We start from the raw sequence: 25,624 nt of genomic DNA, 5'->3' as shown, positions 1-25,624 counted from the left end.
TGATCGGTACGGCGGTCAGACGTTGTAGATGTCGGTCTTGTAGCGGGCCAGGTTGGCCGGGTCGCGGAAGAACTCGATGGTCTGCTCCAGGCCCTGCTCCAGGGTGAACTGGGGGGCCCAGCCGGTGGCCTCGCGCAGCCGGGTGGCGTCCGCGACCAGGCGCATGACCTCGGAGTTGGCCGGGCGGATGCGCTGCTCGTCCTCCTTCACCAGGAGGTCGACGCCCATCAGCTTGCCGACCAGGGAGACCAGGTCGCCGACCGAGATCTCGCCACCGGTGCCGGCGTTGAAGGTCCTGCCGACCACGGTCTCGGCGGGAGCGGTGCCGACCGTGCGGAACGCGTGCGCGGTGTCCTTGACGAACATGAAGTCGCGGGTCGGGCGCAGGTCGCCGAGGGTGATCTCGGTCTCGCCGGCGGCGACCTGGGCGATCACGGTCGGGATGACGGCACGCATCGACTGGCGCGGGCCGAAGGTGTTGAACGGGCGCAGGGTGACGACCGGGGTCTCGAAGCTGGCGTGGTAGCTGTCGGCCAGCCGGTCCCCGCCGGCCTTGGAGGCGGCGTACGGGGACTGGGTGTTGATCGGGTGGTCCTCGGTGATCGGCACGGTCTGCGCGGTGCCGTACGTCTCGCTGGTGGAGGTGTGCACCAGGCGCGGGATCTCCTGGTGGCGCACCGCCTCCAGCACGTTCAGGGTGCCGGTGACGTTGGTGTCGACGTACGAGTGCGGGGCCAGGTAGGAGTACGGGATCGCTATCAGGGCGGCCAGGTGGTAGACCGCCTCGGTGCCCTTGACCAGGCCGTTGACCGAGCCCGGGTCCCGGACGTCGCCGAGGACGATCTCGACCGAGTCCAGCACCTCCTTGGACAGGGTCTCCAGCCAGCCGAAGGACGAGAAGGAGTTGTACTGGACCATCGCCCGGACCTGGTGCCCGTCGGCGACCAGGGACTCGACGAGGTGGGAGCCGATGAAGCCCTCGGCTCCGGTGACCGCGACGCTGCTCATGCGTGATTCGCTCTCTCGATTTTGGGAACGGCCGGACTCCCGGTGGCGACCGGCCGGTGGTGGTTCAGCTGTGCCGTGAAGCGTGTTGAGGTGAAGCGCGTTCGGGTGAAGCGTGTTCGGGTGAAGCGCGTTGTGGAGCGTGTTCGGTGAAGCGGGTCCAGCGGTGCACGCGAATTGGGCGTGCGTGATTTCGGTGTTCGGTGTTCAGCGGTGCTGGGTGGTGCGGCCGAGCGCAGGCCCGGCGATGGCGGTGAGGAGCAAGGCGGCCGCCCCGCAGCCGATCAGCTGCAGGACGATCGGATCCGCACCGGTCAGCAGCCCGGCGCTCTCGGCACCCGCGGCGGCCAGACAGATGAGGGCGGTGCTCCAGCTGAACCCGAAGGCGTTCAGCAGCAGCGCCAGCCAGAGCGAGCCGCCGAGGAGCAGCATCGCGCCGAGCTGCGGCACGCCGAGCGCGGGGGCGCCGGGCCACAGCACGGTCGTGGCGGCGTCCAGCGCGGCCACGGTGGTGAGGTAGATGAACAGGCAGCCGAGCAGGATCCCGCCGGTGCGGCGGGTGAACTGCCCGCTGGTGTGACTGGTGCGCAGTGCGGCCACGGCCATCGCCCGGTAGCGGAAGAGCAGCCACTCGGCGAGGCCGAGACTGAGCGTCAGCGCGATCATGGCCGGTCCGGTCGGGGTGGCCTTCGCGCCGTGCGCGGCACCGGTCTGCACCGCCTGGTGGATGGTCTCGCCGAGACCGGCGATCAGCGTGAGGGTGCCGCAGGCCAGGCCGAACAGCAGGTGCGGGACCTCCTGGCGGATCGGCAGTTTCAGCTCGACGGACTCCTTCTCGCCGCCCCGGATGCAGAACAGCAGCTCCCGGGCGGCCAGGCCGACCGCCAGCACCAGCGAGACGAGCAGCACGACCGTCCGCACGACCTGCGGGACGTCCGCGGCCAGCACCACGCCCGCGCCCACCGAGGCCGGAACCAGCGCCAGCAGCAGGAACTTCTCCCGCCCCAGCACCAGCAGGACGGTGGCCGCGCCCAGGTACAGCGACTGCCCGGCGGCGAAGAAGAGCGCGCCCAGCGGCCCGCCGACCACGTACGCCGCGGCGGACGCGACCAGCGCGCCCAGCGGCGCCCCGAGGGCCAGGCAGATCGCGGCCTCGCGGCGCCGCAGCCGGCCGAGCCAGCGGTACGAGCGGTGTGCCAGCGCCTGGTTGAAGCCCCAGCTGACCAGCGTCGCGACGGACAGCGCGAGCATGCCGGAGGGCAGACCGAACCGCATCCGGGTGGCCGCGAACAGGTTGGCGCCGAGCAGGTAGCCGAGCCCGGGCAGGGCGAACACCAGGCCGCGCACGACGCAGCGCCAGGGGTCGGCCCGCCACGGGTTGGCGAACTCGGAGCTCGGGCCGGGGTAGCGGCGCTCGACCTTCTCGAACAGCTCCTCGGCGAGGGTGAACGAGTCGGGGCGGCCGTACAGCAGGGCGGCCTGCTCGTCGGAGAGGCCGTCGGACTCCAGGAACGCGGCGATCTCGTACGGGTGGACGGCATCGGCGCAGATGTCGTGCAGCCGCTCGGCGAGCTCGTCCAGTGGGTCCGCGGAGAGGTCGAGCTGCTCCTCGGGCTCGGGCTGGGCCGACGGGGTGGGGCGGCGGCGCTTGAGCGGCAGGGTGCGCAGCTGCATCGTCCGCTCGGAGCCGCCCTCGTCCTCCACGAGCCGCAGGGGGCCACTCATGCTCCCACCTCGCTGCGCTCGGTGGCCGCTTCGCGGTACACGCACCTGTCGATGGTTCTCTCGCTCCGCTCGTTCACGCGCCCACCTCGCTGTGCTGGGGCTGGGCGGCGGCGAGCTGCTGGTCCCAGTCGGTGGTGGGGGTCTGGTCGGTGACGGCCACCACGCCGTCCGGCATCCAGCGGGCGGTGCCGAGGAGTTCGGTGTAGATGCCCCGGAAGCCGTCGATGTTCTGGCGGAGCGTGAACTGTTCGATGACCCGCAGTCGGGCCTGTTCGCCCAGGCGGGCGCGCCGCTCGGCGTCGCGCAGCAGCTCGATCGAGGCGGCCGCCATGGGTTCGGGTTCGCGGGGCGGGACGACGAGTCCGGTGTCGCCGACGGCTTCGCGGACGCCGCCGACGTCGGTCGAGACGGTCGCGCGGCCGCAGGACATCGCCTCGATCAGGGTGAACGGGAAGCCCTCGCTGATGCTGGAGAGCATGACCACGTTGCCCGCCGCGTACGCGTCGGTGATGTCGGCGACGCGGCCCTCGAAGGCCACCGAGTCGGCGATGCCGAGTTCGGCGGCCAGGGCTATGCAGCCGTCCCGGTAGGCCTCGCCGCCCTTGGGGGTTCCGCCGAAGAGCCGCAGTCGCGCCTCGGGGATCTCACGGTGGACGATGGCGAAGGCCCGGATCAGCGTCTCCAGGTCCTTGATCGGGTCGACCCGGCCGGCCCAGCTGAGGGTCGGCGTCTCGGGTTCGGGCCCGGCGGGCGGGAAGGCCGCCGGGTCCACGCCGTTGTAGACGGTGCGGATGTGGGCGGACGGCGTGCCGCCGCGCTCCTCCCAGCGCCGGTTGTACCGGTTGCCGGGGGTGACCAGCGCGGCCTGCCGGTAGCTCTCCTCGGCGAGCATCCGGTAGAAGCCGAGCAGCAGCGCCTTGACCGGCCAGCGGTACGGGCCGGTGCGGTAGCCGAGGTAGCGCTCGCGCAGGTAGATGCCGTGCTCGGTGAGCAGAAACGGTACGCCGTACTGCTGGGCGGCGATCAGCCCGGGCAGGGTGGCCAGCCCGCCGCTGGCGGCGTGCGCGACGCCGCCGGTGGGCGGTTCGACCGAGAGCGGCCGCAGGGCGTGCTCCAGCAGGTCGGTGGCGTTCAGGGCGTCGTGCATGGTGGGCCGGGAGACGGCCGTGGGCAGGTAGTCCCGGGTCCAGACGTGCTGGAGGGTGCGCAGGGCGCGCTCGCTGCGCAGCGCCGGGCTGAGCAGCCCGCGCCGGGCGAGGTCGGCGAAGCCGTACAGCTCGGTGCCGAAGTGGGTGGTGTAGACCGGATCGAGGATGGAGTGGAGGAAGCGCTCGTACGCGTTGAGGAAGCGCCGCATCTCCTTGCCGCGGGGCGGTCCGGCCTCGGAGGCCGGGCCCCACAGCGGTGCGGTCGTGACCGACCGCACGTTGGCGGGCAGCTCCCAGGCCAGCGGCTCCTGGCCGGTACCAGTGACGGCGATGACGTCGAAGTCGACGTCCGGCATGCCTTGAACGAGCTGGTCGCACCAGACACTCACACCGCCGTGCTGGTGCGGATACGTCCCCTCGGTGAGCAGGGTGACGCGCATCTCCTGTCCCCCCTCCTGTTCCTTGCTTCGGTGTCCGGTCTGGGTGGCCGGAACGGGACCCGAGGCAGGGCCGGACCGGGCGACCGGCCCGGCCCTGCCATCGGGTGCTGCGGGCTACCGGTTGCCGGAGCGTCCGGTGGTACTGGTGCCGAGCGAGGCCGCCCCCCCGGTGGCCTTACCGCTCTTGGCGGCGGCGGTGCCGCCGTTGCCGTTGGTGGCGACGTCCTTGCCGGGCACCGGGGTTCCGCTACCGGGGACCAGGGTCGGGGCGCTGGTACGACCGGTGTCGCTCGGGCCCACCGGGACGGGAGTGGCGACGCCCTGCGGGACGACCTTCTTGTCCGCCGGGGCCGGGGCCGGGACGGACTTGGCCGCGACGCCGGGGGCGACGGCGGCCGGGGCGGCCGGGGTGCCGGCCGAGGGGAGCTGCAGGGAGACGCTGCTCTGCAGGGTGCCCGGGGACACCCAACCGGAGATCGTACCGGCGTAGGACGAACCGAAGGCGGTCGATCCGATGACCAGCTTCTGAGAAGTTCCGGTCGGCATGGTGGCCTGGACCTGAACACCGGCCGGAGCGTTGACCGTGACGGTGTTGCCGACCCGGTAGCCGGTGACCTGGCCGGCCGAGACGGCCGAGTTCCAGGCGGCGCGGCGCTGGAACTCCTGGCCGATCTCGCGCTCGCCGAGGTTCACGATCGGGGTGTTGTCGGCGTGCAGCGACCGGTAGGTGCCGAGGATCTTCTCCAGCACCGGGTAGAGGATCCGGTCCTCGGACAGGTTCGACTGGTGGATGAAGTGCGGCCGCGGGTCGTTGCTCAGTACGTGCCCGAGGTCGATCCGGGCCTCCAGCGGCACGATGTACGACTGGAAGCCGGTGTTCGCGTCCAGCGGCTGCGTCAGGCAGGTGGAGTTGGCGTTGTTCTCACAGACGCCGCTGCCGCCGTTGGCCTTGCTGGTGTAGATCCAGTTGTACTCGTCGGCCTCCTCCTTCGCCGTGCCGGCGTTGTAGAAGACGTTCATCGGGTAGCGCGGCACGGTCAGCGTGGACGAGCCGACGGCCCGCTGGGCGGGCTCGCGGGAGGCGTCGCTGCCGGTGAACTTGATGCCGTTGGCGGCCAGCGCCGGCGCCAGGTTCGGGTTGTCGCTGGTCTCCTGCGGGGCGGTCAGCAGACCGGAGTGCTCGCCGGTGACCAGGGCCTGCGGGTCGACCTTCAGGCCGTTCTTGGCGGCCCAGTCGAAGTTGTCCTTGATCTGGCCCGAGATGGTGTTCTGGTCGGTCCAGACGGTCTTGCCCGCGGAGTCCTTGGTGCAGCGCCACGGCACCACGGTGACGTCCTGGACGCAGCCCAGGTACGGGTGGCTGTAGGTGTGGTTGACCCAGCGGTAGCTGTTCTGGTCGGCGATCATCTGGTTGACCGTGGGGTCCACCGTGGTCTGGTGGTCGGCCTTCCAGTCCTCGCTGCCGCCACCGTTGAACACCATGTCCAGGGTGAAGTTGTTGGCGGTCTGCCACTGCTTGAGGTGCTGGGCGTCGTCCGGCGTCATCCGGATCGGGTTGGCCGTGTCCGGGGTGCCGGGCGGGCAGGTGACGTCGCCGGGGGTGCACTTGAGCACGGTGTCCCAGCGGTCGTCGGCCAGGAAGACGTCGTCCACGTGGGCCGCGAAGTAGTTGCGGTCGTAGCCGAGGTGGACGCCCTGGGTGATCCAGTCGACCATGCCGCGGGCGAGCAGGCGGTACTGCTGCTGGTACTGGTTGTAGACGAACGTGACGACCAGTTCCTTGCGGCCGTCGTGCGTGTACTCGCCGACCAGCGAACCGCGCGAGGTGGTGCTCGGGATCGCGGCGTCGACCAGCGGGACGAACGAGGCGCCGGCCGGCAGGTTGGCCAGTGGCGTGGCCAGGTAGCCGTAACTCTCGCTGACGGTCGGATCGTTGTCCTCGAACGGCACGCTGCCCTTGAGGTACCCGAACGGGCCCGAAGTGCCGGCCGTGGTGGTGGCGCCCTGGAATCCGTCCAGCGTGCCGTAGTAACCGGGATTCACCGCGTAGTTCAGCCCCACCGCAGGACTGGCGAACGTGTACGCGTCGATCTGCCGGATTCCGAATGCAGCTTCGTAGCCCGCGATGGCCGTCATCTCGGCCGCACTGTTGGGGAAGGGGTTTTCGTTGGGAAGGACGATGCCCTGGTACTTCCCGCGGGGCTGGCCGTTCACCGTGTCGCTGAGGAAAGCGGAGTTGATGATGGGACGGTTGGTGTCGTTGAGGTTGACGACCTTGTACGGGGTGCCCTGGTTCTTGAGTTCGGCGGTGATCGCCGCGACCGACGGGCCTCCGTCGTCGATGACCAGGATGGTGAGGTCGATCCTGGGCGGCGTGTCGCCGTGGGCCAGGGTGGTCTGCAGGCCGCTGGCCAGCAGAACTGCCGCCGCGCACGCGGCAACTCTTCGGGTCGCTCGACCCATGGTGATCCTCCCCTTGGGTAGGCGCCTCGCTGCTCAGCGCTCGCCTGCCCTGTAGCTGTTCGCGGGCAGCAGGCTGCCCGGCGCCCATCCTGGTCGAGGGGGGCCTCTGCGAGGGACCAATTGGGCGAGAGTGCAGCGAACCTGTTACCAACGTTCATGGCGAAGCCATGAAGGCGCCGATTGTGACCGGAACCGGACCGGCCATGCAAATAATGAATTGAGAATGAAAAAGCGGAAGCTGAGAGCTACACCTGGTTACCGCCCGTGCGGCTTGGGCGGACCACCGGACACCTACACTGTCGTCGTCGCGCATGACACTCTTGCACATCTTGCCGACGCCTTGGGCAGGTTCATGCAATATCGGGCACCGCTGTGCCATGTGACAGTCCGAATATGCAATGGAGGTGCACGCGCGGTCGATCGGCGGACCGAGTCCGGTGCAATCGGGGCCGGGCGGAAAGCGGCGCAGGAGCCGGTCGAACGGCGCTGGTCGGGCGCAGTCCCGGGCTGCCGCGGTAAGGCCAACGCCCGTGATCCCGACGGCTATTGGACGGCCGGGCGGGCGGGCGCCGCGGTGTGCTGTGGCCCTGTGCGGTGATGGCCTGAACCATGTCGTTGCCGACGACTTCGGCCCCCGCGCGCACGCCGTCGGCGCCGACCGCGGAACCGTCCTCGCCGACTACCTGCGCGCCGCCGAACGCGCCGCCGAACTCGTCGTCGAACGCGCCGCCGCAGTGGTCGGCCGGGCGATGGACGACGCCGTCCCGGCAGGCTGACGCGCAGCCTGCCGGGACGGCGACGGGTGGCCTCCCGAGGCAGGATCAGCCCTCGCTGATCAGGCCCTCACGGAGCTGGGTCAGCGTCCTGGTGAGCAGCCGGGAGACGTGCATCTGGGAGATGCCGATCTCGTCGCCGATCTGCGACTGGGTGAGGTTGCCGAAGAACCGCAGCATGATGATCCGGCGCTCGCGCGGCGGCAGCTTGGCCAGCAGCGGCTTCAGCGACTCCCGGTACTCGACGCCTTCCAGCGCGAGGTCCTCGTAGCCGAGCCGCTCGGCCAGCGGTCCGTCGCCGTCCTCCTCGCTGGGGCTGGAGTCGAGCGAGCTGGCGGTGTACGCGTTGCCCACCGCGAGGCCCTCGACCACGTCCTCCTCGCTGACCCCCAGGCAGGTGGCCAGTTCGGCGACGGTGGGGGAGCGGTCCAGCCGCTGGGACAGGTCGTCACCGGCCTTGGTGAGCGCCAGCCGCAGCTCCTGGAGCCGCCGGGGCACCCGGACCGACCAGCTGGTGTCCCGGAAGAAGCGTTTGATCTCGCCCACCACGGTGGGCATCGCGAAGGTGGGGAACTCCACCCCGCGCTCGGGGTCGAACCGGTCGATCGCCTTGATCAGGCCGATGGTGCCGACCTGGACGATGTCCTCCATCGGCTCGTTGCGGCTGCGGAAGCGCGCCGAGGCGTACCGGACCAGCGGCAGGTTGAGCTCGATCAGGGTGTCGCGGACGTACGTGTGCTCCGCGCTGCCCGGTTCCAGGGCGGCCAGCCGCAGGAACAGCGAGCGCGACAGCGTCCGGGTGTCCAGCCCGGAGCCGGGCGGCGTCTCGGGCCCGGGCGGCGCGGCGGCCGGGACCCGCTGGAGCGGGATCCGGTCCTCGGCGACAGCCGTACCGTTGGCCTGACCAGCGTGGATCTCCGCAGTGCCCAGCTCTCCGGACATGCGCCCACCCCCTTGTGACTGACAGTTGAACGGGGGCCGTCGCACGGAGGTTCCCGGCGGGGGCCCTCCCCCTCCATACCGGAACACGGTGCACGGCAAACCCGAACGTCGCAAGATGTCACGCGAGGGTAACGCGCTGCAATCTCAGTCTTCCCAGGAGTTGCCGGTCCGAAGCCTCGTCAGGATGCGGGAGAGCAGCCGCGAGACGTGCATCTGGGACATCCCCAGCTCGGTGCTGATCTGCGACTGGGTCAGGTTGGCGAAGAACCGCAGCATCACGATCCGCCGCTCCCGCTCGGGCAGCTGGACCAGCAGGTGGCGGACCATGTCCCGGTGCTCGACCTCGGCCAGCGCGGAGTCCTCGTAGCCGAGCCGGTCCAGCAGGGCGAGTCCGCCCTCGTGCTCCTGCGCCGCCTCCAGCGAGGCCGCGTTGTAGGCCCGCCCGGCGTCCAGGCAGGCCCGGACGTCCTCCTCGGGGATCCGCAGGCTGGCGGCGATCTCCGGCACCTTGGGGGCCCGGCCGTGCAGCACCGTCAGCTCCTCCATCGCGCCGCTGACCTGGACCCACAGCTCCTGGAGCCGGCGCGGGACGTGCATGGTGCGGACGTTGTCCCGGAAGTAGCGCTTGATCTCGCCGAGGATGGTGGGCAGTGCGTAGGTGGGGAACTGGACGCCGCGGGTGGGGTCGAACCGGTCGATCGCGTTGATCAGGCCGATGGTGCCGACCTGGACGACGTCCTCCATCGGTTCGCTGCGGCTGCGGAAGCGGGTGGCCGCGTAGCGGACCAGGGGGATGTTCACCTCGATCAGGGCGGCCCGGACCCGCTCCCGCTCGGGGGTGCCCGGGGGCAGCTCCGCGAGCCGTTCGAACAGCACCCGGGTCAGCGTCCGGACGTCCACCGCGGGGCGGCCGCCGGGGCCGCGCAGACCGTCCGGGCGGAGCTCGCCGGCCGGGCTGATGATCGACGCCAGTACCTCGTCGGACACGTCACCCCTCCCTCAGTCGATAACGAAGGGCCCTGCGGATCGGGTGTCGCGGCTGCTTCACCACCTCGCCATGTCCGGCAAAACCGGTCATAGCATCACAAGGCGGGCGCAGGTCGGGCAAGCACCCGGCGGAGGTGTGTTGGTGCGGCATCGGGGCTTCACCGGGCTTCCCGCCCAGGCGCCGCACGGATCGTTCCGGGGCGGAGCAAGGCGCCCCGTCCGGTGGCCGGACGGGGCGCGGCGGGCCGTCCGAGGGACGGACCCGGGAGCCTCGGGTGTCAGACCTCGATGTCGGCGATCACCCAGGTGGCGAATTCGCGCCACTGACCGGCCGCGGCCTGATGGGCCGGGTGGGTCAGGTACGCGTGCAGGGCGTCGCGGTCCTCGACCAGGCTGTTGATCGCGTAGTCGTGGGCGATGTCCCGCTCGGTGGTGTTCCAGCCGCACTCCCACTCGCGCAGCTCGGGGATCAGCGAACCCAGCTCGGCGAACGCCTTGGCGCCGGCGAGCGCGCGCTCGTCGTCCTTGCGGACGCCTTCGTTGAGCTTGAACAGGACCAGATGCCGGATCACGATTGCCGCTCCTCGCGGACGGGGACAGAGGGTCCCGCACACCGTAGCCGGTGCGCCGGGGCGGGACGACGGGCCCTACGCGAGCGGAGCGCTCACTTGATCAGTCCGGTCATGAAGGTACCGACCGCCTTGGCCGCGTTCGAGATGCCCTCGAAGCCCAGTTGGACGAGCTGGGCGGAGCGGGCCGGCGAGCTGATGATCGAGTAGAGGACGAAGATGAGCAGGAGGGCCATGCCGATCTTCTTCGCCTGCGCCATCGGGTGTCGTCCTCTCCTGCTGTGGGCCGCCGCCATCCGGGTCCCCGAGCGGCCCTGCGGAAGCAGCTTATCCATCGGACGGGCTATCAAGTGTGCGACGCGTTCGCCCGGCGGGACGAAGGTCCCCGTGAGTGGGGCCTTTCTCCGGATGCCCGGAAGCGGCCCGGGCGGCAGGATGGAAGACGTGCCGAGGATCTGGCAGGAATCCCCGGTGCGTGGATCCGGAGCTCCCCGCTGTGGGACCGGGCGCCGCGGCTTCCCCCCGACGCGGCGCCGGTTGTGGGACTCCGCCGGGGGAGCGGTCGTCCCCCCGAGCCGCTCCCCCTTTCCAGGCTCCGTACTCTCCGGGCGTTGGTGGTCATCAGCCCGGAGTACGGAGCCCTTTTCGCGTTCGAGGGTGCGTGGAAACGCCGAAGGCCCGTCCGGATCGGACGGGCCTTCGGGCTTTCCAGCGGTAGCGGTGGGATTCGAACCCACGGTGAAGTTGCCCCCACACACGCTTTCGAGGCGTGCTCCTTTGGCCGCTCGGACACGCTACCGAGGGGAACTCTACCGGACGGGTGCGCGGTGACGAAATCCATCGGGCCGGGCGGCCGGCGGGGGACCCGGCGGCGGAAGTCGGCGCCGGACGTCAGCGGTGGGACTCGAAGAACTCGCGCAGCTGCTCGCCGCACTCGTCGGCGAGGACGCCCCAGACCACCTCGGGGCGGTGGTTGAGCCGGCGGTCGCGCATCACGTCGAAGAGCGAGCCGGCCGCGCCGGCCTTCTCGTCGAGGGCGCCGTAGACCACCCGGTCGATCCGGGACAGCACGATGGCACCGGCGCACATCGTGCAGGGCTCCAGGGTGACGACCAGGGTGCAGCCGCTGAGCCGCCACTCCCCGATCCGTTCGGCCGCCTGCCGGATCGCGACCACCTCGGCGTGCGCGGTCGGGTCGCCGACCGCCTCGCGCTCGTTGTGGCCGCGCCCGATCACCTCGCCGTCCGGGCCCAGGACGAGCGCCCCGACCGGGACGTCGCCGGTGGCCGGCGCCAGGGCGGCCTCGGCGATGGCGAGGCGCATCGGCGCCGCCCAGCGGTCGCGGACCGGGTCGGGGCGGACGGGGGCGGGCAGGGGGGCGATGCGGGGGACGGCCTGCGGGGCGGATGCGGACTGCATGGCATCCAGTGTCGGGTATCCGGCGGTGGGCACTGGCCTGGTCACCGGCCTGGTCACCGTCCGCTACCGGACCGCCCCCAGGACCTCGCCGCAGCCGAGGGCCTCGGCGATCTCCTCCAGGGCGTCGCCCGGGACGGCGCCCTCGCCGCTGAGGGCGAGCAGCTCCTCGGCGGCCAGGCCGAACTCGGTGAGCAGGTGGGCGTCGCCGAGCGGGCCGACCGGGACGCCGCTGCGGGCGTCCTCGTCCTGCTCCTGCGCCTCCTCGTCCTCCTCCAGCTCGACGACCAGGTGGTCCAGGTCGCCGAACTCGCTCTCACCGGCCTGGTCGACCAGCTCGTCGGTGAGGACGGAGCCGTAGGAGCTGCGGGCGGCGGCGGCGCCGTCGGACACGAAGATCCGCGGGTCCTCCTCGCCGTCCACCCGGACGATGGCGAACCAGGCGTCCTCCTGTTCGATGAAGATCAGGACGCTGTCGTCGTCCTGCGTGGAGTCGCGGGCCAGTTCGGTCAGGTCGGCGAGGGTTTCGACGTCGTCGAGCTCCGTCTCGCTCACATCCCACCCGTCCTCGGTGCGAGCAAGCACTGCAGCGAAGTACGCCACCAGGGACACTCCCAAGATCTCGGTCTCGGCTGTCGGCGCGCTCGGGCAACGCGAAAATCTGGCCGCCCCCGCGCCAGAGGCGGTCCGCTCGTTCGGACCGTCCCATCGGAATCGTGACAGAAAGCCCGCCCTTGCGGGGGGTGTTCGGCAGCGCGTCTTTGCAGGTCGTGTCGGAAGGGCCGGCCGGCGGCCGGTGTGGCGCCGGCGCCACCGCCCGGGGCCCGCCGGATCCGGACCGGCCGGTCGGCGGAGCCGCAGGGGGAGCCGCGCCGGAACCGCTGCGGATCCTCGTCAGATCCGGAAGGTTCGCATCCGCATGGCTTCGCGCATCCGCCGTTCCTTGGTCCGCCGGGGCTGGACCCGCTCCCGGAGTTCGCGGGCCTCGGTGAGCTCGCGCAGGAAGACGGCCCGCCGCCTGCGGCGGTCCGCCTCGGTCTCCGGGGGGTCCTGTGGCGGGCCGGGGCGATTGCCCGACCGGCCTGCGGGCTCGTCCGCCGAGCCGTCCCCGGCGTTCGGGTTGCTCGTCATAAGACGTGACATTCCCAGATCAGCCCGGTTGATACCACAGGAGGCGCTTCCGTCCGGACATTCGCGGGGCGTCACGGCGCGATACGGCCGGGTGCACCCCGGCGACGGGGCGGTCGGCACGCGGCGAGTCGTACAGGCGTGCAGACCCGGGCTAACCTCGATACATGCGTCTCCACGTCGTCGACCACCCCCTGGTGGCCCACAAGCTCTCCACCCTGCGCGACGAGCGCACCGACTCGCCGACTTTCCGTCGCCTGACCGACGAGCTGGTGACCCTCCTCGCCTACGAGGCCACCCGGGACGTCCGCACCGACGAGGTGGAGATCACCACCCCCGTGGCGGTCACGCTCGGCACCCGCCTCAGCTACCCCCGCCCGCTGGTCGTGCCGATCCTGCGCGCCGGTCTCGGCATGCTGGACGGGATGACCCGACTGCTGCCGACCGCCGAGGTCGGCTTCCTCGGCATGGTGCGCAACGAGGAGACCCTGGAGGCCTCCACCTACGCCACCCGGATGCCGGACGACCTCTCCGGCCGCCAGGTCTACGTGCTCGACCCGATGCTGGCCACCGGCGGCACCCTCGTCGTGGCGATCAAGATGCTGATCGAGCGCGGCGCCACCGACGTCACCGCCGTGGTGCTGCTGGCCGCGCCCGAGGGCGTCGAGGTGATGAAGCGCGAGCTGGCCGGCCTGCCGGTCACCGTGGTCACCGCCGCCCTGGACGAGCGGCTCAACGAGAACGGCTACATCGTGCCCGGCCTCGGCGACGCGGGCGACCGCCTGTACGGCACCGCCGGCTGAGCGGATCCCCCGAACGGACGAGAGCCCCCCGGCGCGGTGCCGGGGGGCTCTCCTGTTGCGCGGGACGACCGGCCTCAGCAGCTGCCGGTGGCGGTCGGGGTGGGGGACGGCTTGGTCGCGAGGGCGAGGGCGGCGGCCGCCTGGGTCTCGTCCAGCAGGGCGTTGTAGCTGTCGCCGACCACGAAGTCCACGGTGCCGTCGGTGCGGGCGTCGGCGGTGGTGGTGGCCCCGGCGATCTGCGAGCCGAGCAGGGTGGCGGCGCCGGCGCCGGCCGGGCCGGCGATCACCTGGGCGGTGCCGGGCACCTTCTTGTCCAGTTCGGCCGGGGCGTTGCCGACCTTGCCGATGGTGAAGCCGCGCTTCTTGAGCTCCTCGGCGGTCCGGCCGGCCAGGCCGCCCTTGGTGGTGGCGTTGTAGACGTTCACCGTGACGCCGGCCGGCTGCGGGATCGCGTGCGGGTCGCCCGGGGCGGCGGGCGCGCCGGAGCCGGTGGGCGCACCGGGCGTGGCGCCCGGGGAGGGGGCGGCCAGCGGCTTGCCCGACGGGGTCACGCAGGCCTGGGCGGAGGAGTTCTTGTTCTTCCCGCTGAAGATGTCGTAGAGCTGGACGCCACCGAGGCCGATCAGGGCCAGGGCGAGCAGGCTCGCGAGCCCGGAGATCACCTTGCGGCTCTTCCTCGGGGGCCGGCCGAGTCGTGGATAGGCGTTGCCGGTGACGCGGTACTGCTTCCCCTTGAGGCCTTGGGGAGTCAACATGCTCACGGTTTGTCTCCCCCTCGTGCCAGGGCGGGGTCGGGATGACGGATCGGCTGGTGCGAGTGGATCCCGTGGTGCGGGCGGATCCCCTGGTCGCGGCCGTAGTCAGCAGCGTAGTGCCGTCCGGCTGCGAAGGTACTAAATGATCATCATCTGGAGTACGCCGGTACCCGAAAGGAGGTACCCGGGTACGCGCGGACCGCCCTCCGCCGGGTGGCGAGGGGGCGGTCCAGGAGCCCGTGCAGAGGGTCCGTCATTCCATTTCGAGGACCCGGGCGTGCAGCACCTGGCGCTGCTGCAGTGCGGCCCGCACCGCCCGGTGCAGTCCGTCCTCCAGGTACAGGTCGCCGCGCCACTTCACCACGTGCGCGAAGAGGTCCCCGTAGAAGGTCGAGTCCTCGGCGAGCAGGGTTTCGAGGTCGAGTTGCCCCTTGGTGGTCACCAGCTGGTCGAGCCGCACCGGGCGTGGGGCGACGTCAGCCCACTGTCGGGTGCTCGTCCGGCCGTGATCCGGGTACGGCCGCCCATTGCCGATGCGCTTGAAGATCACACGGAAAGCCTACCGTTTGGGCGGCGGATGGCGCAGCCGCCGCGACGCCGCCACGCGCTCGGGTGTGAGCTGCGGGAGGGCGATTGCGGCTGTTTGATGGGAAATGTCGCGAACATCGCCGGGTTCCGATCGGGACACGGCCCGCCCGGGACCGGGTTCCGGGCCCGCCCCGCCTCCCCGCACCGCCCAGGAGAGTGCCCCGATGTCCTCCGCCCTCACCCCGTCGGCCGTCCGGGAGATCGCCGACGGGTACGCCTTCACCGGGCCCGCCCTCGACCTCGGCGCGGTGCTGCTGGACGGCACCGCCTACCCGGACGCCCAGGTGCGCATCCCGCTCGGGGTGCTCAACCGGCACGGGCTGGTCGCCGGCGCCACCGGCACCGGCAAGACCAAGACCCTCCAGCTGATCGCCGAACAGCTCTCCGCCCAGGGCGTGCCGGTGTTCCTCGCCGACGTCAAGGGGGACGTCTCCGGCGTCGCCGCGCCCGGCGCGCCGAGCGAGCGCACCGCCGCCCGCGCGGTCGAGGTCGGACAGCAGTGGAGCCCGCAGGGCTGCCCGGTCGAGTTCTACTCGCTCGGCGGCCAGGGCGCCGGGATCCCGATCCGCGCCACCGTCACCAGCTTCGGGCCGCTGCTGCTCGCCAAGGTGCTCGACCTGAACGAGACCCAGGAGTCCTCGCTCAGCCTGGTGTTCCACTACGCCGACACCAAGGGCCTGGAGCTGTACGACCTCAAGGACCTCACCGCCGTCATCGCCTTCCTCGCCTCGCCCGAGGGCAAGGAGGAGCTGAGGACCATCGGCGGTCTCTCGTCGGCCACCGCCGGGGTGATCCTGCGCGCGCTCACCCTGCTGGAGAACGAGGGCGCCGGGGCGTTCTTCGGCGAGCCCGAGTTCGACACCGCCGAACTGCTGCGGACCGCCCCGGACGGCCGGGGCGTCGTCTCGGTGCTGGAACTGCCCGCCGTCCAGGACCGGCCGCGGCTGTTCTCCACCTTCCTGATGTGGCTGCTCGCCGACCTCTACCAGGAACTGCCCGAGGTCGGCGACCTGGACAAGCCCAAGCTGGTGTTCTTCTTCGACGAGGCGCACCTGCTGTTCAAGGGCGCCTCCAAGGCCTTCCTGGAGGCCATCACCCAGACCGTCCGGCTGATCCGCTCGAAGGCCGTGGGCATCTTCTTCGTCACCCAATCCCCGCGCGACGTCCCCTCCGACGTGCTCGCGCAGCTGGGCAACCGGGTGCAGCACGCGCTGCGCGCCTTCACCCCGGACGACGCCAAGGCGCTCAAGGCCACCGTCTCGACCTTCCCGCGCTCCTCCTACGACCTCGGCGCGGTGCTCACCTCGCTCGGCACCGGCGAGGCCGTGGTGACGGTGCTCTCCGAGAAGGGCGCGCCGACGCCGGTCGCGGCCACCCGGCTGCGGGCGCCGCAGTCCCTGATGGGGCCGATCGAGGCGGGCGCGCTGCGGGCCGTCGTCGACGCCTCGCCGCTGACGGCGCGCTACCGGGACGCGATCGACCGGGAGTCGGCGTACGAGAAGCTGGCGGCGCGGGCAGCGCGGGCGCCCAGGCCGGAGGCCGCCGCACCGGCCAGGGTGCCGAAGGAGCGGGAGCCCGCCCCGCGGCGGGAGGAGCCGAAGGGGGCGGGCGGGCTGCTCGATTCGCTGCTCAGCAACCCGACGGTGAAGTCCCTGGCGCGTTCGGCCGGGAAGCAGCTCGGGCAGGAGATCTCGCGCAGCCTGTTCGGGACGTCCAAGCGGCGGCGGTAGCGGCCGGGCCCCGCAGGACTGGAGCCTTACCCGGCCAGGGCGGCGCCGATCCGGTCGAGCGAGGACAGCCGCATCAGGCCGTAGTTGTAGAACTCGACCTCGGGGACGCCCAGTTCGCGCAGGGTGGCGATCTTGGCGGCGAGGTTCGCCGGGCCGTCGCAGTCCGAGGCCATCGGCCGCAGGATCACCGCCATGTCCTGCGGGCGGACGCCGTGCAGGGCGAACGCGGCGATCTTCTCCCGGACGGCCTCCGGGGTCTTCGCGTAGCCGAGCGTCTCGATCTGGTCGGTCGCCTTGGCGAGCGCGGGCAGGTCGATGCCGGACAGCCAGCCCTTGCCCGGGCCGGCGCCGTCCATGAAGCTCAGCCGCATGCCGTGGAGCCGGGCCTCCTCGGTCAGTTCGGCGGCCAGCGTGGTGACGGTGGTGGTGGCGGCGTCCAGGTAGGCGGCCAGGGCGCCGTCCGCGAGCGCGCTCAGGTCGGCGGGCTCGGCGGCGGCCGCCTCGTCGGCCAGCCGGCGGCGCAGCTCGGTGCGGACGGCCTCCGCGACCTCCTCCGCCGGGACGCCCGCGCGGGTGGCGGCGGCGCGGCAGTGCGGGCAGAAGCAGATGCCGAGCAGCGCCTCGGCGCCCGCGCCCAGTTCCTCGAAGTAGCGCTCGTGGTGGTAGCCGTGGCGCAGCCCGTGGAAGTGCAGGGACTCGGCCCGGATCGCGTCCACGCCGTACCGGGCCAGCTCGGCGACCAGGGTCCGCGCGTACTCCCGGACCTCCGGGTGGGCCGGGCAGAGCTCGGTGAGGTGGCGGTCGCCGAAGGCGTTGGCCGGGGCGCAGTCCGGGTGGGCGAAGCCGAGCCGGTCGTTGTGGCAGAACACCGTCCAGGCGTGCAGCTTCAGCCCCCGGCGGCGGGTCTCGGCGGCGGCCTCGGCGAAGGGGTCGCGGTCGCCGATCGCGGTGGACGGGGCGGGCGCGAGCCGGCGGCCCCGCCAGCGGGCCGGATCGGGGCGGAAGTAGGCCGCGCCGGGCTCCAGGTAGCGGATCACCCGGCGGGGGTTGTGCGGGAAGACGTCCCGGGCCTCGTGGTAGACCGAGGCGAGGGTGACGCCGCCGACCCCGGCGCGGTCGGTGAGGTTGCCGAAGAAGGTGTCGGCGCCCTCGTCGAGCAGGTCGGTGGCGAAGGCGAGGACGGACGACTCCACGGTGCGGCTCCGGAGCTGGGGGCGGGTGCGCTGTCCACGCTAGCCGCAGGGGCCGGATTGGTCTATACCTGGCGATTTGAGCGGACCGGGCCCGCATGAGGGGCGACCGGATCGGGGCGGCCGGACCGGACGGGCACCCCACTACAGTGAGCCGTGTCCGACAGACCGTGTCCGACAGGCCGTGCCCGTCGGACCGTGTTCTTCAGCGTCCTTCAGCCCGAGGCCGTCCACGGCCCGTTGAGAGGTGACCACCCCATGAGCGTTCGCCCGCCGCTGCCGTACGACTTCCTGCCGCAGGTGCCGTCCTTCCCCCTGACCAGCCAGGACATCGCCGACGGCGGCACACTGGCCGGGGAGTTCAGCCACGCCGGCGGCAACCGGTCGCCGCAGCTGGCCTGGTCGGGGCTGCCCGAGGGCACCCGGAGCATCGCCGTCACCTGCTACGACCCGGACGCGCCCACCGGCTCCGGCTGGTGGCACTGGCTCGCCCTCAACCTGCCCGCCGACACGGTCGAACTGCCGCGCGGCGCCGGCTCCTCGGACGACGACCTGCCCGGCGCGGCCTCCTTCCACGGCCGCAACGACTTCCCCGGCCACCAGTACGACGGCGCCGCCCCGCCGCCCGGCGCCCCGCACCGGTACGTCTTCGCGGTGCACGCCCTGGACGTCGAGAAGCTGGACGTCTCCGCCGACACCCCGGCGGCCCAGATCGGCTTCCACCTGACCTTCCACACGCTGGGGCGGGCGCTGCTCACCGCCGAGTACGGGGTCTGAGCACGGTGGGCCACGATCCGGTCGAGGTCTGGCGGCTGCCCGAGGAGGACCGGTCGGCCGGTCGCAGGGCCGTGGCCTGGACGGTCGGGCCGGCCGGGGAACTGGCCCTCCTGGTGGTGCCGGAGCGGTACCTGGCGCCGGCCGGATCCTGGCCGCCGGTCCGGCTGCCGTTCGACGGCGAGGTGGTCGTGGTTTCCCCGCAAGGGGAGTGGCGGGTGCCGCTGTCCGGTGTCTCCTGCTCGCCCGACCACCTCGGGCTGCTGCCGGGCGGCCGGGTGCTGCTGGCCGGGTACCGGGCCGAGCAGGACGGGGAGGAGTGGCTGCCCAACGCGGCCGTGTACGGCGCGGACGGGGCGCTCGAACGGGAGCTCGCCCTCGGTGACGACGTCCGGGTGCTGGTGACCGACCGGGACGGCCGGATCTGGATGGCCTACGGGGACGAGGGCATCTACGGCGACCACCCGATGGCGGCCGCCGGGCTGCGGGCCGCCGACACCCGGGGCCGGGTGGTGTGGAGCCCGGACAAGCTGCCGTCCTACCCGCTGGAGGGCCTGGCCGGCGCGACCGACGGCCGGAGCGCCTGGCTGGCCTGGTACCCGAGCCCGTCGGTCAGCCACCTCACCCGGATCGACGCGGTCGACCGGCCGTCGACCACCGTGCCGTGCCCGGTCCGGCTGCCGGTCGGCTTCGCGATCCGCGGCGGGCAGGGCGTCTTCCTGTCCAGTGGCGGCGAGTTGACCTGGTACCAGTTGATCGGCAAGGAGTGGAAGCGGACCCGGCGCCGGCAGCTGAGCGTGCCCGGCGCGCTCGACCGGGTGCGGGCGCACGGCCGGGACGGCGCGCTGTGGTTCCGCGCGGGGGACTGCTGGTACCGGATCGAGGCTTAGGGCCTGCCGGGCGGATCCTGCCGGGCGGGCCCTAGGGCGTGTTTCATAATTCGCGTCGCGCGCCCGGCGGGAATTATGAAACACGCCCTAGCCGCCCGCGCGGGTGGCCCGGTCGGCGCGGGCGGCCAGGGTGCGCAGGTGGGTGATCAGCTCCGGCGGCTCGTGCACCTCGAACTCGCAGTCCAGCGTCAGCAGCCGCACCGCCGTCCACTCCAGGGAGTCCGTGCGGGAGCGCAGCCGGCAGCGGTGCTCGTCGATCGGCTCGATCTCGGAGTCGCCCCGGTCGAAGTGCCGCCGGACGTTCGCGGCCGGGGCGTGCACGGTGGCGACCACGGCGCGGGCCGGTGACTGGCGGCGCAGCTTGCCCGCCACGTACGCGGCGGCGTCCTCGGCCGGGAGCGGGCGCGGGGTGAAGTGGGCGCCGGTGGCGCGGGGTTCGCTGAGGCGGTCGACGCGGAAGAGCCGCCAGTCGTCCCGGTCCAGGTCGTAGCCGACCAGGTACCAGCGGCGGCCGGCCGAGACCAGCCGCTCGGGTTCGACGTTGCGTCTGGTCTCGGCGCCGTCGCCGGCCCGGTAGGCGAAGCGCAGCCGCTCCCGGTTGGTGACGGCACCGGCGAGCACGGTGAGGTCGTCCGGGTCGACGGTCGGGCCGTCGCCGGTGAGCAGTGGCATGGTGGCGGTGTTGAGCGCGCCCACCCGGTGCCGCAGGCGGCCCGGCAGCACCTGGAGCAGCTTGGCGAGGGCGCGGACCGAGGCCTCCTCTATGCCGACCACCGCGTGCCCGGCGGCCGCCCGCAGTCCGACCGCGATGGCGACGGCCTCCTCGTCGTCCAGCAGCAGTGGCGGCATCGCCGTCCCCGCGACCAGCCGGTAGCCGCCGACCGCGCCCATGGTGGCCTGCACCGGGTAGCCGAGGTCGCGCAGCCGGTCGATGTCGCGCCGGATCGTCCGGGGGCTGACGCCGAGCCGTTCGGCGAGTTCGCTGCCGGGCCACTCGCGCGGGGTCTGCAGCAGGGACAGCAGGTTCAGCAGCCGTGCGGGGGTGTCCGTCATGCCGTCCAGGATGCCGGACAACTGGGACAGGATCTGACCTACATGCCCCGTACCCTCGTGGACGTGCCGACGAGCAGTGCGAGCAGCGCGAGCAGGACGAGCAGGACGAGCAGGACGAGCAGGACGAGCAGGACGAGCAGGACGAATGAGGAGTACCGAATGAAGACCGCGGACGCGGACCGACGGAGGTGGATCGCGCTGGCGATCGTGATGGTCGCCTCCTTCATGGACCTGGTGGACGTCACCATCGTCAACATCGCCATCCCCAGCATCCAGGAGGACACCGGCGCCTCCTTCAGCGCCATCCAGTGGGTCACCGGCGGCTACGCGCTGGCCTTCGCGATCGGGCTGATCACCGGTGGCCGGCTGGGCGACATCTACGGCCGCAAGCGGCTGTTCCTGATCGGCATCGGCGGGTTCACCGTGGCGTCCGCGCTGTGCGGCCTGGCCTCCGGCCCCGAGATGCTGGTCGGGATGCGGGTGCTCCAGGGCGGCACGGCGGCCATGATGGTGCCGCAGGTGCTGTCGATCATCCACGCGACCTTCCCGGCGGAGGAGCGCGGCAAGGTGTTCGGCATGTTCGGCGCGGTGGTCGGTCTGGGCGCCGTCTCCGGGCCGCTGATCGGCGCGCTGCTCACCGAGTGGGACCTGTTCGGCCTGGCCTGGCGCCCGATCTTCCTGATCAACCTGCCGGTCGGCATCGCCGGGCTGCTGCTCGGGCGCCGCTTCATCGACGAGTCGAAGGCCGAGCGGGCGCTCAAGCTGGACCTGGTCGGGGTGGCGCTGGCGAGCGTCGGCCTGCTGATGCTGATCTACCCGCTGACGCACGGGCGGGAGGCCGGCTGGCCGCTCTGGGGCTACCTGTCGATGGCCGGCAGCCTGGTGGTGTTCGCGCTGTTCGTGGCGTACGAGAAGGCCAAGACGCGGCGGGACGGCTCGCCGCTGGTCGAGCTGTCGCTGTTCCGGGTGAAGAGCTTCGCGGCCGGCATCGGCGTGCAGCTGGCCTTCGGCGTGGTCTGCGGGATCTTCTTCCTGGTCTGGACGCTGTACATGCAGCTGGGCCTCGGCTGGAGCCCGCTCAAGGCCGGCTCCACCGGCATCCCGTTCTCGCTCGCCGTCTCGGCCGCGGCCGGGCTGTCCGTGCAGAAGCTGGTGCCCCGGTTCGGACGCCGGGTGCTCCAGACCGGCGCGCTGGTGATGGCGGCGGGCGTGCTGACGTACATCTGGGAGGCGGACCGGTACGGGACGGCGATCGCGCCCTGGCAGATGGCGCTGCCGCTGGTGGTGATGGGCCTGGGGATGGGCCTGATCGTCGCGCCGATCACCGACGCGATCCTGGCGGAGGTGCCGCGCGCGCACGCCGGTTCGGCGTCGGGGCTGATCAACACCGTCCAGCAGATGGGGAACGCGCTGGGGCTCGCGCTGGTGTCGGTGGCCTTCTTCGGGGCGATGGACGACGTGGTCGCGCCGGAGGCGATGGGCACCGCGTTCGGCGGGGCGTTCGTCCACGCGATGTGGTGGGTCGCGGGGGCGCTGCTGGTGGTGTTCCTGCTGATGTTCGCGCTGCCGCGGCGCAAGGCGGTCGCGCCGGCCGGCGCGGATGCGGTGGGTGCGGTGGACGCGCCGGCGACGGCGGGTGCGGCGGATCCGACGGACGAGCGGGAGCCCGTCCTGGCCTGACGGGCACTGCTGAGGGCCCCGGTCGCGCGGCGCGACCGGGGCCCTCGACGCATCCTGGGAGGCCATGGACCGTACGGCGGTGGACTCCTCGGCGGCTCGGCAACGGCCCCCGGCGGGGCCGGCCGGGCGACCGGCTTTCAGCGCGCCCCGGCCGTGCTCACCGCCGTCGTCCGGGTCGTGGTCTTCGCCGCGGACTTGGCCTCCTTCGCGGCGCGCTTCATCTCCTGCTTGAACTCCCGTACCAGGTCGAGGGATTCGGGCCCGGTGATGTCGGCGACCGAGCGGTGCGCGCCCTCCTCGCCGTACGCTCCGGCCGCCTCGCGCCAGCCCTCCGGCCGCACGCCGTACTGCTTGCCGAGCAGGGCCAGGAAGATCTGCGACTTCTGTTTGCCGAAACCGGGCAGGGCGTTGAGGCGGCTGAGCAGTTCCTTGCCGGTGCGGGTGTCCTTCCAGAGCGCGGCGGCGTCGGCGTCGTACTGCGCCACCAGGAACTGGCAGAGCTGCTGGACCCGTTTGGCCATCGCGGCCGGGTAGCGGTGCACGGCGGGCTTCGCGGACAGGAGGGCGACGAACTCCTCCGGGTTGTACACGGCGATCTCCCGGGCGTCCAGGTCGTTGCGTCCGAGCCGCTGGGCGATGGTCAGCGGACCGGTGAACGCCCATTCCATCGGCACCTGTTGGTCAAGCAACATGCCGACGAGCGCGGCCAGCGCACTCCGTCCGAGCAGTTCGTCGGCCTCGGGCTGCTGTGCGAGCCGGACGGTGACGTTCATGGGCTTGCCCTCCTCGGAGTTGACGTCGGGTCGGCGCCCAGTCTGGTGGACGGGGCGGGGGCGGAGGCGGTCAACACGCCCGTAGCAGGGGAAGTCTTGGTGTTCCAGGGCCTTGGCGTAGCTGGCTTGTTCGTTGGCGGAGCGACCGCCTGAGACACCCGATCCGGAGGTCGGGAGAGCCGGCGGAGTACTTTTTGCCCGCGTCGGGCGGCGAAGAGGAGGGCGGCGCAGGCGGGTTGGAGGCGGCTGGTCATCTTGTATGACTGTTTCCGTTGCGCCGGTGCGGCGGCCTGTCGGCGGGCCATTCTTGGTGCAATCGACGCGTCCAGAAAGGCTCGCCCGCCGTGACCCAGCCGTTCGAACTGCCGTCCTTCTACCTGCCGCACCCGGCACGCCTCAACCCCCATCTGGACGAGGCCCGGGCCCATTCCTCCGTCTGGGCACGGGAGATGGGCATGCTGGAGGGCTCCGGCATCTGGGACCAGGCCGACCTGGACGCCCACGACTACGGCCTGCTCTGCGCCTACACCCACCCCGACGCCTCCGCCGAGGCGCTCTCGCTGGTCACCGACTGGTACGTGTGGGTCTTCTTCTTCGACGACCACTTCCTCGACATGTTCAAGCGCAGCAACGACCGCGAGGCCGGCAAGGCGCACCTCGACCGGCTGCCGCTGTTCATGCCGGCCGACCCGGCCACCCCGATGCCGGAGCCGGAGAACCCGGTCGAGGCGGGCCTGGCCGACCTGTGGCGGCGCACCGTGCCGGTGATGGGCGAGGACTGGCGGATCCGCTTCGCCGAGAGCACCCGCAACCTGCTCAACGAGTCGCTCTGGGAGCTCGCCAACATCAACGCCGGCCGGATCTCCAACCCGGTCGAGTACATCGAGATGCGCCGCAAGGTGGGCGGCGCGCCCTGGTCCGCCCAACTGGTCGAGTACGCGGCCGGCGCCGAGGTCCCGAAGGAGGTCTCCGGCTCGCGCGCGCTGCGGGTGCTGATGGACGCCTTCTCGGACGGCGTGCACCTGCGCAACGACATCTTCTCCTACCAGCGGGAGGTGGAGGACGAGGGCGAGCTGAGCAACGGCATCCTGGTGCTGGAGAAGTTCCTGGAGTGCTCCACCCAGGAGGCCGCCGAGGCGGTCAACGACCTGCTCACCTCGCGGCTCCAGCAGTTCGAGAACACCGTGTTCACCGAACTGCCCGTGCTGTTCGCCGAGACCGGGCTCGCCCCCGAGGGCCGCGCCCGGGTGCTGGCGTACGTCAAGGGCCTCCAGGACTGGCAGTCCGGCGGCCACGAGTGGCACATGCGCTCCAGCCGGTACATGAACGGCGGTGGTGCGGCGGCCGGTTCGGGCGGCCGCGTCGCGGCGGGAACGGGCGGCGCGTTGCCCGGCGCCGGCAACTGGTGGGACCCGTTCGCGATCGGCGGGGTGGGCACCTCGGCGCTGGACATCCTGCGCAGCGGGGCGATGGGCGGCGGTGGACCTGCGGCCAGTCCGGTCGGCCCGGGCGGCGTCGGACCGGCCGTCCGGCGGGCCCGGTCGCACGGCCACCTGCCGTACCAGCCCGTCGGGCCGTCCCGACTGCCCGAGTTCAAGCTGCCGTTCGAGGCCACCCTGAACCCGCACCTGGGCGGCGCGCGGGAGCGGGTGATCGAGTGGGCCGAGCGGATGGGCCTGCTGGCGGAGCAGCCCGGCATCCCCGGATCCGGCATCTGGGACGCCGCGTCCATGCGGGACTACGACCTCCCGCTCTGCGCGGCCGGCATCCACCCGAACGCCACCGCAGACCAACTCGACGTCTCCTCAGCCTGGTTGGCCTGGGGGACCTGGGCCGACGACTACTACCCGGTGGTCTTCGGACGCACCCGCGACCTGGCCGGCGCCAAGCTCGCCAACGAGCGGCTCCCGCTGTTCATGCCGGTGGACGGCAGCCCCGCACCCGAGCCCGCCAACGCCCTGGAACGCGGCCTCGCCGACATCTGGGAGCGCACCGCCGGCCCGATGACGGCGGACGCCCGGCGGAAGTTCCGCCAGACCGTCGAGGACATGACCGCGAGCTGGATCTGGGAGCTCAACAACCAGGTGCAGAACCGGATTCCGGACCCGGTGGACTACCTGGAGATGCGCCGCGCCACCTTCGGCTCCGACCTCACCATGAGCCTGAGCCGGCTCGCTCACGGGAAGGCCGTGCCGCCCGGGGTGCACGAGCACGGTTCGATGCGTTCGCTGGAGAACTCGGCCGCGGACTACGCGTGCATGATGAACGACCTGTTCTCGTACCAGAAGGAGGTCGAGTACGAGGGCGAGGTGCACAACGCCGTCCTGGTGGTGCAGAACTTCTTCAACTGCGACTACCCGTCGGCGGTCCGGATCGTCGACGACCTGATGCACTCCCGGCTGGACCAGTTCCAGCACGTCGCGGCGAAGGAACTCCCCGTCCTGTACGACGACTTCGCGCTGGAGCCGGAAGCGCGGGAGCTGCTGGACGGGTACGTGAAGGAGCTGGAGCACTGGCTCGCGGGCATCCTGGTCTGGCACCGGGACTGCCGCCGGTACCGCGAGGAGGACCTGCTGCGGCACTTCGGCGCGGAGCGGCAGCTCAGGGCGGGGACGGCGGTCGAGGAACTGCCCGCGCCCGCCGCCGTGCCCGCCGCGGTGCCGCTCGGCCCGACCGGCCTGGGCACGGCCTCGCTGCGCCCGCCGCTGGCCGGCGCGGCTCCGGCCGCCGGGGTGGCGGCCCTGGGCTGACCGGAGGGTGCTGTGGACCACCGCGCCGCCCGCACCACCGAC

General features: G+C 72.0%; 24 protein-coding genes and 1 tRNA gene. 7 read left to right on the top strand and 18 right to left on the bottom strand.

Translation table 11 applies throughout. From position 1 onward, the window contains the following. Positions 1 to 15: 15 nt before the first annotated feature. The 4 genes from ACFVHI_RS16830 to ACFVHI_RS16815 all read right to left on the bottom strand — a co-directional run bounded on the left by ACFVHI_RS16830 (position 16) and on the right by ACFVHI_RS16815 (position 6,781). Complete coding sequence (locus ACFVHI_RS16830) at positions 16 to 1,008, bottom strand: GDP-mannose 4,6-dehydratase (protein WP_063348624.1); 993 nt, start codon at positions 1,006 to 1,008, stop codon at positions 16 to 18. 204 nt (positions 1,009 to 1,212) lie between these two features. Beyond that, complete coding sequence (locus tag ACFVHI_RS16825) at positions 1,213 to 2,730, bottom strand: hypothetical protein (protein ID WP_063348625.1); 1,518 nt, start codon at positions 2,728 to 2,730, stop codon at positions 1,213 to 1,215. A gap of 73 nt (positions 2,731 to 2,803) precedes the next feature. Beyond that, positions 2,804 to 4,318 carry a GT4 family glycosyltransferase PelF gene (gene pelF, locus ACFVHI_RS16820; protein WP_079135759.1) on the bottom strand — a complete coding sequence of 505 codons (1,515 nt, stop codon included), beginning with the start codon at positions 4,316 to 4,318 and terminating at the stop codon, positions 2,804 to 2,806. 114 nt (positions 4,319 to 4,432) lie between these two features. Continuing rightward, a complete protein-coding gene (locus ACFVHI_RS16815; protein ID WP_380339903.1) occupies positions 4,433 to 6,781 on the bottom strand; it encodes a hypothetical protein in 2,349 nt (782 codons plus the stop codon). 581 nt (positions 6,782 to 7,362) lie between these two features. On the opposite strand from ACFVHI_RS16815, the gene ACFVHI_RS16810 reads away from it, so the two are divergent. Further along, entirely contained in the window at positions 7,363 to 7,557 is a 195-nt protein-coding gene (locus tag ACFVHI_RS16810; protein ID WP_380339900.1) for a hypothetical protein, read from the top strand. 45 nt (positions 7,558 to 7,602) lie between these two features. Here ACFVHI_RS16810 and ACFVHI_RS16805 read toward each other — a convergent pair whose 3' ends face one another. From ACFVHI_RS16805 to ACFVHI_RS16770, 8 genes are all read right to left on the bottom strand, one after another. Continuing rightward, the gene (locus ACFVHI_RS16805; protein WP_363370626.1) at positions 7,603 to 8,496 is read right to left on the bottom strand and encodes an RNA polymerase sigma factor SigF; all 894 of its coding nucleotides are present in this window, start codon (positions 8,494 to 8,496) and stop codon (positions 7,603 to 7,605) included. A gap of 144 nt (positions 8,497 to 8,640) precedes the next feature. Then, complete coding sequence (locus tag ACFVHI_RS16800; RefSeq protein ID WP_244293642.1) at positions 8,641 to 9,423, bottom strand: RNA polymerase sigma factor SigF; 783 nt, start codon at positions 9,421 to 9,423, stop codon at positions 8,641 to 8,643. 338 nt (positions 9,424 to 9,761) lie between these two features. Next, the gene (locus ACFVHI_RS16795) at positions 9,762 to 10,055 is read right to left on the bottom strand and encodes a Dabb family protein (protein ID WP_063348630.1); all 294 of its coding nucleotides are present in this window, start codon (positions 10,053 to 10,055) and stop codon (positions 9,762 to 9,764) included. Between the two features lie 92 nt (positions 10,056 to 10,147). Next, the gene (locus ACFVHI_RS16790; RefSeq protein ID WP_167745863.1) at positions 10,148 to 10,312 is read right to left on the bottom strand and encodes a hypothetical protein; all 165 of its coding nucleotides are present in this window, start codon (positions 10,310 to 10,312) and stop codon (positions 10,148 to 10,150) included. 452 nt (positions 10,313 to 10,764) lie between these two features. Further along, a tRNA-Ser gene (locus ACFVHI_RS16785) sits at positions 10,765 to 10,851 on the bottom strand. Between the two features lie 92 nt (positions 10,852 to 10,943). Next, entirely contained in the window at positions 10,944 to 11,471 is a 528-nt protein-coding gene (gene tadA, locus ACFVHI_RS16780) for a tRNA adenosine(34) deaminase TadA (protein ID WP_063348631.1), read from the bottom strand. 63 nt (positions 11,472 to 11,534) lie between these two features. Next, positions 11,535 to 12,071 (bottom strand): tRNA adenosine deaminase-associated protein, encoded by a 537-nt coding sequence (locus tag ACFVHI_RS16775; protein WP_380339896.1) that lies wholly within the window; start codon positions 12,069 to 12,071, stop codon positions 11,535 to 11,537. A gap of 291 nt (positions 12,072 to 12,362) precedes the next feature. After that, positions 12,363 to 12,599: a hypothetical protein gene (locus ACFVHI_RS16770; protein WP_063348632.1), complete on the bottom strand. Its 237-nt coding sequence runs from the start codon at positions 12,597 to 12,599 to the stop codon at positions 12,363 to 12,365. Positions 12,600 to 12,763: 164 nt separating this feature from the next. Here ACFVHI_RS16770 and upp point away from each other — a divergent pair, with 164 nt between their 5' ends. Then, on the top strand, positions 12,764 to 13,399 hold the full coding sequence (gene upp, locus ACFVHI_RS16765) for a uracil phosphoribosyltransferase (protein ID WP_063348633.1): 636 nt from the start codon (positions 12,764 to 12,766) through the stop codon (positions 13,397 to 13,399). Positions 13,400 to 13,473: 74 nt separating this feature from the next. Here upp and ACFVHI_RS16760 read toward each other — a convergent pair whose 3' ends face one another. Both ACFVHI_RS16760 and ACFVHI_RS16755 read right to left on the bottom strand, forming a co-directional pair. After that, complete coding sequence (locus ACFVHI_RS16760) at positions 13,474 to 14,154, bottom strand: LytR C-terminal domain-containing protein (RefSeq protein WP_208869181.1); 681 nt, start codon at positions 14,152 to 14,154, stop codon at positions 13,474 to 13,476. Between the two features lie 253 nt (positions 14,155 to 14,407). Continuing rightward, positions 14,408 to 14,704: a type II toxin-antitoxin system VapB family antitoxin gene (locus ACFVHI_RS16755; protein ID WP_063348635.1), complete on the bottom strand. Its 297-nt coding sequence runs from the start codon at positions 14,702 to 14,704 to the stop codon at positions 14,408 to 14,410. A 202-nt stretch (positions 14,705 to 14,906) separates the two neighbouring features. Between ACFVHI_RS16755 and ACFVHI_RS16750 the strand changes: the two genes are divergently transcribed. Then, positions 14,907 to 16,472: a helicase HerA-like domain-containing protein gene (locus ACFVHI_RS16750; RefSeq protein WP_380339892.1), complete on the top strand. Its 1,566-nt coding sequence runs from the start codon at positions 14,907 to 14,909 to the stop codon at positions 16,470 to 16,472. Between the two features lie 26 nt (positions 16,473 to 16,498). Here the strand turns inward: ACFVHI_RS16750 and ACFVHI_RS16745 are convergent, their stop codons facing one another. Further along, on the bottom strand, positions 16,499 to 17,665 hold the full coding sequence (locus ACFVHI_RS16745) for a hypothetical protein (RefSeq protein WP_380339889.1): 1,167 nt from the start codon (positions 17,663 to 17,665) through the stop codon (positions 16,499 to 16,501). A gap of 255 nt (positions 17,666 to 17,920) precedes the next feature. Between ACFVHI_RS16745 and ACFVHI_RS16740 the strand changes: the two genes are divergently transcribed. Then, entirely contained in the window at positions 17,921 to 18,439 is a 519-nt protein-coding gene (locus ACFVHI_RS16740; protein WP_380339886.1) for a YbhB/YbcL family Raf kinase inhibitor-like protein, read from the top strand. A 5-nt stretch (positions 18,440 to 18,444) separates the two neighbouring features. Next, positions 18,445 to 19,326 (top strand): hypothetical protein, encoded by an 882-nt coding sequence (locus tag ACFVHI_RS16735; protein WP_380339884.1) that lies wholly within the window; start codon positions 18,445 to 18,447, stop codon positions 19,324 to 19,326. Between the two features lie 87 nt (positions 19,327 to 19,413). Here the strand turns inward: ACFVHI_RS16735 and ACFVHI_RS16730 are convergent, their stop codons facing one another. Together ACFVHI_RS16730 and ACFVHI_RS16725 are read right to left on the bottom strand one after the other, a co-directional pair. Next, entirely contained in the window at positions 19,414 to 20,379 is a 966-nt protein-coding gene (locus tag ACFVHI_RS16730; protein ID WP_363370701.1) for a YafY family protein, read from the bottom strand. Between the two features lie 38 nt (positions 20,380 to 20,417). Next, positions 20,418 to 20,606, bottom strand: coding sequence for a hypothetical protein (locus tag ACFVHI_RS16725; protein ID WP_380339984.1), 189 nt, complete (start codon positions 20,604 to 20,606; stop codon positions 20,418 to 20,420). Here ACFVHI_RS16725 and ACFVHI_RS16720 point away from each other — a divergent pair. Next, positions 20,539 to 22,059, top strand: a complete 1,521-nt coding sequence (locus ACFVHI_RS16720; protein WP_380339881.1) for an MFS transporter — start codon at positions 20,539 to 20,541, stop codon at positions 22,057 to 22,059. The genes ACFVHI_RS16725 and ACFVHI_RS16720 overlap by 68 nt on opposite strands. Positions 22,060 to 22,196: 137 nt before the next feature. Here ACFVHI_RS16720 and ACFVHI_RS16715 read toward each other — a convergent pair whose 3' ends face one another. Continuing rightward, the gene (locus ACFVHI_RS16715; RefSeq protein WP_063348640.1) at positions 22,197 to 22,832 is read right to left on the bottom strand and encodes an HhH-GPD-type base excision DNA repair protein; all 636 of its coding nucleotides are present in this window, start codon (positions 22,830 to 22,832) and stop codon (positions 22,197 to 22,199) included. A gap of 344 nt (positions 22,833 to 23,176) precedes the next feature. On the opposite strand from ACFVHI_RS16715, the gene ACFVHI_RS16710 reads away from it, so the two are divergent. Then, the gene (locus ACFVHI_RS16710; protein ID WP_380339878.1) at positions 23,177 to 25,582 is read left to right on the top strand and encodes a germacradienol/geosmin synthase; all 2,406 of its coding nucleotides are present in this window, start codon (positions 23,177 to 23,179) and stop codon (positions 25,580 to 25,582) included. The last annotated feature ends 42 nt before the right edge of the window (positions 25,583 to 25,624 follow it).

The sequence above is a fragment of the Kitasatospora sp. NPDC127121 genome, from assembly GCF_042677305.1.
Classification (GTDB): Bacteria; Actinomycetota; Actinomycetes; order Streptomycetales; family Streptomycetaceae; genus Kitasatospora.
The sequence above is the reverse complement of the archived record's forward strand: the minus strand, read 5'-3'. Positions and strand labels throughout refer to the sequence as shown.